Source organism: Prosthecobacter sp., assembly GCF_020439865.1.
Taxonomy (GTDB): domain Bacteria; phylum Verrucomicrobiota; class Verrucomicrobiia; order Verrucomicrobiales; family Verrucomicrobiaceae; genus Prosthecobacter.
Genome location: NZ_JAGRPF010000141.1, coordinates 1 through 7,838 on the forward strand (window position 1 = coordinate 1; position 7,838 = coordinate 7,838).

Sequence of the window (7,838 nt, forward strand, 5' to 3'; positions counted from 1 at the left end):
CTATGTGGTCGACAGTTACAATCATCGCGTACAGAAATTTGAAATCGTCGAGAAGTAGGCTCTGAGTTCCATCATGCCCAACCGACCCATCCGCGTAACCATCTGGAACGAATTCGTTCACGAGCGCGAGAACCTCGCGGTGGCGGAAATTTACCCCAAAGGCATTCACGGGGCGCTGGAGGAGGCGCTGTCGAAGCACGGCGATTTTCATGTGCACACGGGAACGCTCGACGACCCGGATCAGGGACTGCCGCAATACGTGCTCGATCAAACCGACGTGCTGCTGTGGTGGGGACACGCGGCGCATGACCAGGTGCTGGATGAAACGGTGACGCGCGTGCAGGAGCGCGTGCTCGCGGGCATGGGCCTGATTGTGTTGCACTCCGGACACTGGTCGAAGGTCTTCAAGCGCCTCATGGGCACGAGCTGCGCGCTGTGCTGGCGTGAGGCAGGCGAGCGCGAACGCGTGTGGGTGGTGAATCCGGGGCATCCCATCGCCGCAGGCATCGGCGACTGCATCGAGATCGAGCAGTCGGAGATGTATGGCGAGCCCTTCGGCATTCCGACACCGGACGAACTCATCTTTGTGTCCTGGTTTCAAGGCGGCGAGGTCTTCCGCAGCGGCGCGACGTGGAAACGCGGCAGCGGTCGCATCTTCTACTTCAGTCCCGGCCACGAGGTGTATCCGATCTACCATCATCCCGATGTGCAACGCGTGATCGCCAACGGCATCCGCTGGGCACGCCCGCAGGGGCAACCGGCCAGCACGCCACGTCACGTCCCGGTGGAGGAAGCGCGGGAGAAGATCGAGGTGCGTGGCGGCACCGTGCACGTCGAGGATGGGAAGCTCGCGGGGCAGTGAGCACGCGAGTAGCGATCGCTACTGCCGCGTGATGTTCGCCCTCCCGCCGCGCAGGACATACTTCTGAATCTTGCCCGTCGCAGTCTTCGGCAGTTCGGCGATGAATTCAAAGCCGTGCGGCACTTTGAAATGGGCGAGGTGTTCGCGGCAGAACAGGCGCAGCGCTTCGGGGGTGGTTTCGGCGCCGGGTTTGAGGACGATGAAGGCCTGCGGCGTCTCGCCCCATTTCTCGTGCGGCAGGCCGACGACGGCGGATTCCTGCACGGCGGGATGACGCAGCAGTACGCCTTCGACTTCGACGGAGGAGATGTTTTCGCCGCCGCTGATGATGATGTCCTTCCAGCGGTCGCGGATTTCGATGTAGCCATCGGGATGCACGACGGCAGCATCGCCGCTGTGGAACCAGCCGTTGCGAATCGCTTTCGCGGTGGCGGCGGGATCGTTGTAGTAGCCTTTCATCACCGCATTGCCGCGAATGATGATCTCGCCCATCGTCGCGCCGTCCTGGGCGACTTCCTTGCCTTCGTCATCGACGACGCGGACCTCGGCGTTGGCGAGGTATTCGACGCCCTGGCGGGCTTTGATGACGGCGCGCACGGCCGGATTCAGCGAGGCGTGCTCAGGGCGCGGTTCGCTGATGGTGACAATCGGGGAAACTTCGGTGAGGCCGTAAACATGGGTGATTTCCCAACCGAGTTCGCCTTCGACGCGCTCAATCGTAGCCGCGGCAGGCGGTGCGCCAGCGGTGAACACGCGCACGCCGCGCGGGGCGCCGTGGCGCACGTTTTCGGGCACGTTGGCGATGCTGATGAGCACGGTCGGCGCGGCGCAGAGCAGCGTGACGTCTTCGCTTTTGATCGTTTCAAAAATCAGGCGCGGATCGGCCTTCGGGATGCAGATGTGTCGGCCACCGACGGCGGTGATCGTCCACACGAAGCACCAGCCGTTCGCATGAAACATGGGCAGCACCCACAGGTAACGATCCGCCGCCGTGATGCGTGTGTGCATGAGGTGGCCCATGATGTTCATGGCCGTGTTGCGATGCGTGACCATGACGCCCTTCGGATTCGCCGTGGTGCCGCTGGTGTAGTTCAGCGCGATCATTTCCGTCTCGACGACTTCGGCGGGCGCGAAATCGGGCGAAGAAGCGGCCAGCATGGCCTCGTAGTTGGTCCAACCGACCTTGGGACCGCTGAAGGCGATGAAGTGCTCCACGCCGGGCACCTGATCGCGGATCGAATCCACCGCGTCGAGGTAGTCCGCGTGCACGCAGACGACCTTGGCCCCGCTGTGCTTCAGGATGTAGGCGAAGTCGGCGGCGGTGAGGCGGAAATTGATCGGCACGATCACCGCGCCGATCTGTGGGATCGCATAAAACGCCTCCAGATGCGCATGCGTGTTCGGTGCGATGGTCGCGACGCGGTCACCGGGCTTCACGCCGAGCTTTTGCAGCGCCGACGACCAGCGGTCGCAGCGTTCGAAGAACTCGCGGTAGGTGAAGCGACGCTCGCCATCGATCACGGCCTCGCGGTCGGCATACAAGCGGCGGGCACGGCGGGCGAAGTCGAGAGGCGAAAGTGGCGTTTCCATGGCGAGAAAGCGCGAAGGCTAGCGGAAGGTGGCGGTGAAAGGCGAGAGGAAAGCGGGCGAGTTCCCCTGCTTTTAGTTCGGCGCGTCGGTTGCTTGGTCTAATGCGTGTTTCAAAGTGAGCTTGTCGAAATCGGGCTCCCAGTTTCCGACGCCATGAAAGGCCTTGATTGCGGACTCGAAACCCATGGGGGAGCGCGACCATCGGTTGTCGTAGTGGCGAACGTCCTCTGGTGTCGCCTTACGCAGCCGGTTTCCGTCGAAGTTCTCAACAAAATCGCTGTGCCCAATATAGACTTTAAAGTTTGGCCGCGGGATACGCGATTGATCTGGACCGATGTTTCCAATGATCTTCCACATTCCGTGGTAAATCCGTGAGTCCATTGAGCCTCCCACCAGCGCAATTTCGTCAGCAACAATTTCAGCGAGCGAAATCTCATGGTTCCGATCATATGCAGTCCAGAACACGACGATGTAGATTGGGAAGGAAGAATGATTTTTCAGAACGACCTGACCATATCCCACTCTCTGGTCGTCGATTGGAATGCTAAAAACGTCACCAATCTTTGCTCGAGGTTTAGCCATATTCTTCTCCAACCTATTGGATGACTGAGGTATTTGTCGAGTGCGTGATCGGAAGCATCTCGTGTTTCCTCCCCAAACAAAAAGCCACGGAACCGACAAAGCAGTTCCGTGGCTGAAACCTTGGATTCAGGTTTTGGGGGGAAGGATCAGGCCGGGCGGCCTTCGATGCTGGCCACCATCTTGCGGACGTGCGGCGCCTTGTAGGAGCGCGGCTTCAGGATGGCAAGGCTCTTCGCGAAGGAGCCCCACTTGATGACCTTGATGGTCACGTGGCGCGTGCCCCAGCGGTTCATGGCGCTGAAGGTCGGCTTGTAGAGATCGATGGTCTTCGTGCCGACGAGCGCGGAGCCGTAATCGTCCACGACGTAGAGCGAGGAGTCGCCTGCGATCTGGAAGACGGTGCCGACGGGATAGATGGACCAGTCGGCGGCGGCGCTGCGGATCTGGCCGTACTTGAGCTGGGATCCCACGGCATTGCGGGCTCCGTACTCGATGTGATCGCTTTCGTCGTGGGTGTAGGCGGTGGTTCGGACGCCTGCGATGACCTGGCCTGGAGTGCCGGCTTGCGTTGTGGTGGAGTTTTTAACTTCGTCCGCGAAAGCGGAGGCGCACAAGGCAGCGAGGCACAGGAGGATGGATCTTTTCAATCTATGGTTGGGTTGTTGGGGCACACTCGCCGGATGGGGGGCCCGGGCGGAGGGGCGCGCATGGTGTCCACTTCGGTCCCCCTGTCAAACCGGGGATTTGTAGCCGGTTCGGGCCTCCAAACTCAACTTTAGACGGCCTGATGGCCGATTTTTGTGCCATACGGTCACTTTAACCGCAAAACCGCCCCGTAGGCCTCGGCCCCGCCGGGTGAGCTCATTTCTTTCCCGCCAAATGTCGCAGGTGCGACACAAGCGCCCGAAAAAATAATTCGTCCGGAGGGGTTCCAGGCCATGCAATAGGCGTTGTCACCCTTCACTCCGCCTGCCTGGACGAGCCATTCGAGGCCGCCCTTCTCATCGAACGCGGCAGTATAAATGTCCGTGGCTCCCTGCGAGGTGAGCGTCTTGCCAGCGAAGGTGGCCGTGGCGGAAAACTCGCCCGTCACGAAGCAGCGGCCGGTGTGATCGGTGGCGACGCCGAGACAGTAATCGGTGGCCGGACCCTGGATGACATGGCTCCAGACGAGTTTGCCATCGGGGCTGAAGTGCGCGAGCACGCCGTCGCTGTCTTTGTCGCCGGTCGTCTTCGGACCGCCGTTGAGTTCGCCTTTGAACATGCCCGCGCACCATGTGCGACCGGCGGTATCGACGGTGATCTCATGGAAGCCTGCGCTCGGTGCGCCGGGCAACGTGGTGGCCCACACGCCTTCGCCTTCCGAGGTGAGTTTCAAGACGACGCCCGCCTGGCCTTTCGCGATCGCAATCGGCACGGCCCCGATGCTTCCCGCGCCACTGCCGCTGCCTCCTATATAAATAGAGTCCTGCGCATCGACACCGAGGCCATGGCCGCTGCCGGAGAACTTGCCGCTGGTGGTCTTCACCCACTTCAGCGTGCCTGCGGCATCGTATTTGGCGCAGAAGATCGGACGCGCGGACGTGCCGCCCGCATTGACGGTGATGTCGCCGAACTTCGCCTCACCTGCAACGGCACCGGTGACGACGATGTCGCCCTTCGAATCGACCACGATGCCGTGGCCGTAGTCGTAGCCCTTGCCACCGGCGGTGCGGATCCACAGCAGCGTTCCCACAGGATCGTATTTCGCGACGAAGACATCGTAGTCGCCCGCATTCGGCAGCGTCTCGCCGTTCGCTTTGGCATCGGTGCTTTGATAGTGGCCGGTAACGTAGGCATTGCCCGCGGCATCCGTCGCCACGCCGTAACCGCGATCCACCAAGGAGCCGCCGAGGCTGCGCACCCAGAGGAAGCGTCCTTCTTTGGAAACCTTCGCGACGAAGAAGTCCATGCCACCGAGCCCGCTGCGTTTGAGATCGCCAAAGGTCCCGTCATCGGTCGTTTCACCTGCGAGGAAGACGTTCCCTTCGCGATCAAAAGTCACCGCACGCGTTTTGTCATTCTTCGCCCCGCCACCGGCGGCCACCCACTCAAATTCGGGCGTGGCCGCGTGAAGCGATGTGGCAAAAACGGCGAGGCAAAGCGTGCGGAAGGAAATCATGGCCCGCAGCATACGGGCGCACGACGGGAGGTGTTGCGGCTTACTGAATCGGCGAGAAGTCCGTCGCCTTCATGTAGATGCTCTTCACGCCGCCGGGATTGATCGTCAGCGGACCGCCTTTTTCGCTTTCGGTCTTCGCATTGAGCCAGTCGGGATCCTTGCGGAAGGCATCGAAGGAGGCGAGGCCGGCCTCCTTGCTGTCATGAGCGAGGATGTAGATGAGTTTGGTGCCCGCGCCCTTTTCCTTATCGGTCGGCATCCAGTAGGCGATCTGCGTCATGCCATGCTTGGCAAAAAGCTTCGTCGTGTGATCGCGGAAGCGGGCGTTCAGCGCGTCGAGTTTGCCGTCGTTCGCGGTGTAGGTGCGCATCTCGAAAACGCGCGGCTTGTCGCCCTTCGCGATGGTCCGCGCCGGCGAATAATCCGTCGGCGTCATGAAGATCGACTCGGGTGCCTTGGCGAGAATCTTGCCGGCCTCCTCGCTCGCCTTGCGCGCGGCCTGCCATTCGGGATCGGCGCCGAACGCCTTCCAGCTCGCCTTCGCCGCGTCGCGGCTCTTGTGTTCGATGATGTAGATGAGTGTGTCCTTCGAGCCGTTCTCCTCATCCACCGGCACCCAGTAACCGACGTTGCCGATGCCGTGCTTTTCAAAGAGCTTGCAGGTGTGATCGCGGAAGCGCGCAAGCAGTGCGTCGAGTTTTCCTTCCTTGCAGGTGTAGATGCGCAGCTCGTACACACGTCCGTCGTCGGCAGCGTGGATGATGGGTGCGAACAGACCGGCGAGAACGAGAAGAATAAAAGTGAGGCGCTTCATGAGGGGTGAACAAACGGCCCATGAAGCGCAGCTTTTCACGCCGCCGCCGCCAGAATGCCCGCTGCTTTGTGCAGCGTCTCGTCGTGTTCCTTTTCAGGAATGGAGTCGGCGACGATGCCGGAGCCGGTGTGAAAGGTGATTTCATCGCCCGATTGCACGGCGGTGCGGATGGCGATGTTCCACTGGCTGCGGCCGTCGAAGCCAAACCAGCCGATGGCGCCGGTGTAGAGGCCGCGTGGATGCGGTTCGAGCTCGGCGATGATTTCGGTGGCGCGTTTTTTTGGCGCGCCGGTGATGCTGCCGCCGGGAAAGCAGGCACGGAAGGCATCGACGTGATCGACGTGCGGCCGCAGCGTGCCGGTGACGGTGGAGACGAGATGAAACACCTGCGCGAAGCTTTCCACGCGCCAGAGCTCGGGCACGGTGACGCTGCCGAATTCGCAGACCTGGCCGAGATCGTTGCGCTCGAGATCGGTGATCATCAGCAACTCGGCGCGCTCTTTCGTGGAAGCGGTGAGTTCACGCACGGCGGCGGCATCGCGTTCCGGGTCGTCGGCAAAACGAGGGCGCGTGCCTTTGATCGGACGCGTGGCCACGCGTGATGCCTGCATGCGCAGAAACAATTCGGGCGACGCCGAAAGCACAGTCGTGCCGGCCAGTTGCATGAAGGCGGCATGCGGCGCGGGTGAGACGGTGCGCAGTTTCAGATAGAGCGCGAGGGCATCGGCATCCTGTGGCCACGCGGCTTTCCACGGACAGGCGAGGTTCACCTGGTAGATGTCACCGGCGGCGATGTATTCCTGCGCCCGCTGCACCATGCGGATGAAGTCGTCGCGGCTGACCTGCGGCTGAAATTGGAGATGGGGCGCAGGCGACAACTGGGCAGCGGTCGGATGCCATTTGAAGTCACCAAATTGATACCAGCGCGCGGTGTCGTGATCGTAGATGAGACCGTGCGGGTAAACGCCGAAGACGAAGCGCCCGTCGTAGCCGACCCAGCCGTACAATCCGCCCGCTGAAGCTCGCGGCGCGGCCAGGGCAGCGCGGACTTTTTCCCAGTCGCGGTCGATGTGGCCCTGCAGTACCTCGACGGGTTCGGCCGTGAGCACGGAGATGGCGCCGGGCGTCGCCAGCGATGAATCCATCCAGACGAAGCCCTCACGCTGGCACAGTTGCGCCGCCACCTCGGCCGGAGTGAAGGAAAATTCACACAGGCGGTGATGTGGCGACGTTTCCGAGGCATGAATGAACAGCGGCAGGGTGTGACCTTCCGGCATTTTGAACGAAGAACCCTGAAGCATTGACACTAGGAGGCCTGAACCGTACCATACGCGCCTTTTCCAGCAACCTGTGACCCCGTCTTCCTCCATTCTCTCCTCCGAGCGCGACCGTTCTTCTGCGATCGCATGGGGAACGCTGGGCGTGCTGGCGCTGATTCAAATGAGCCTCGCAGTGAAACTGCTCACCTCTCAGAGTCCCTCGCCTTTGGGAAGCCGCCCGGTGGTGATCCTGCCCTCCCCACTTTCGGCCCCGACACCAAGCGTCGTGCCGGAGATCGGCCAGATCGCCACGCCCAATGTCCCCGCCGCCCCTCCCCTGCCAGGATCTGGATCGCTGATGCCGGCACCCGCTCCGCAGGTGGCTCCTCCGCCTGTTTCCAGTGCGCCGCCCCCGATCGGTTCGTTCACCCGGACCGACGGGTCAGCTCCGCCGCCGTCTGTTCCTCAGTCACCTCCTTCGTTTTCGGCCCCTCCGACTGTGACGACACCTGGGCCGATCGCGTCGCCGTCTCCGCCAGCTTCAGCCGCTGCTCCGACAGCGCCTGCACC

8 protein-coding genes are annotated in these 7,838 nt (G+C 62.1%); 1 reads left to right on the forward strand and 7 read right to left on the reverse strand.

The annotated features are described in order from the left end of the window. Positions 1–73 precede the first annotated feature (73 nt). Complete coding sequence (locus KDL09_RS17190; RefSeq protein WP_294387824.1) at positions 74–862, forward strand: ThuA domain-containing protein; 789 nt, start codon at positions 74–76, stop codon at positions 860–862. Positions 863–880: 18 nt separating this feature from the next. Here the strand turns inward: KDL09_RS17190 and KDL09_RS17195 are convergent, their stop codons facing one another. From KDL09_RS17195 to KDL09_RS17225, 7 genes are all read right to left on the reverse strand, one after another. Next, positions 881–2,452 (reverse strand): long-chain-fatty-acid--CoA ligase, encoded by a 1,572-nt coding sequence (locus KDL09_RS17195; RefSeq protein WP_294387828.1) that lies wholly within the window; start codon positions 2,450–2,452, stop codon positions 881–883. A gap of 72 nt (positions 2,453–2,524) precedes the next feature. Further along, complete coding sequence (locus KDL09_RS17200) at positions 2,525–3,034, reverse strand: Imm26 family immunity protein (RefSeq protein ID WP_294387832.1); 510 nt, start codon at positions 3,032–3,034, stop codon at positions 2,525–2,527. A 146-nt stretch (positions 3,035–3,180) separates the two neighbouring features. Next, the gene (locus KDL09_RS17205) at positions 3,181–3,681 is read right to left on the reverse strand and encodes a 3D domain-containing protein (RefSeq protein WP_294387833.1); all 501 of its coding nucleotides are present in this window, start codon (positions 3,679–3,681) and stop codon (positions 3,181–3,183) included. A gap of 164 nt (positions 3,682–3,845) precedes the next feature. After that, positions 3,846–5,195 (reverse strand): SBBP repeat-containing protein, encoded by a 1,350-nt coding sequence (locus KDL09_RS17210; RefSeq protein ID WP_294387837.1) that lies wholly within the window; start codon positions 5,193–5,195, stop codon positions 3,846–3,848. Between the two features lie 40 nt (positions 5,196–5,235). After that, positions 5,236–6,009 carry an NIPSNAP family protein gene (locus tag KDL09_RS17215; protein ID WP_294387838.1) on the reverse strand — a complete coding sequence of 258 codons (774 nt, stop codon included), beginning with the start codon at positions 6,007–6,009 and terminating at the stop codon, positions 5,236–5,238. 35 nt (positions 6,010–6,044) lie between these two features. Further along, positions 6,045–7,310: an aminodeoxychorismate synthase component I gene (gene pabB, locus KDL09_RS17220; RefSeq protein ID WP_294387840.1), complete on the reverse strand. Its 1,266-nt coding sequence runs from the start codon at positions 7,308–7,310 to the stop codon at positions 6,045–6,047. Between the two features lie 168 nt (positions 7,311–7,478). Beyond that, complete coding sequence (locus tag KDL09_RS17225; RefSeq protein WP_294387843.1) at positions 7,479–7,697, reverse strand: hypothetical protein; 219 nt, start codon at positions 7,695–7,697, stop codon at positions 7,479–7,481. Positions 7,698–7,838: the final 141 nt, after the last annotated feature.

Coding starts and splice junctions, on each gene's coding strand:
- pabB (WP_294387840.1), bottom strand. CDS start 7,310: ATGCTTCAGGGTTCTTCGTTCAAAATGCCGGAAGGTCACACCCTGCCG.
- KDL09_RS17210 (WP_294387837.1), bottom strand. CDS start 5,195: ATGATTTCCTTCCGCACGCTTTGCCTCGCCGTTTTTGCCACATCGCTT.
- KDL09_RS17190 (WP_294387824.1), top strand. CDS start 74: ATGCCCAACCGACCCATCCGCGTAACCATCTGGAACGAATTCGTTCAC.
- KDL09_RS17215 (WP_294387838.1), bottom strand. CDS start 6,009: ATGAAGCGCCTCACTTTTATTCTTCTCGTTCTCGCCGGTCTGTTCGCA.
- KDL09_RS17195 (WP_294387828.1), bottom strand. CDS start 2,452: ATGGAAACGCCACTTTCGCCTCTCGACTTCGCCCGCCGTGCCCGCCGC.
- KDL09_RS17200 (WP_294387832.1), bottom strand. CDS start 3,034: ATGGCTAAACCTCGAGCAAAGATTGGTGACGTTTTTAGCATTCCAATC.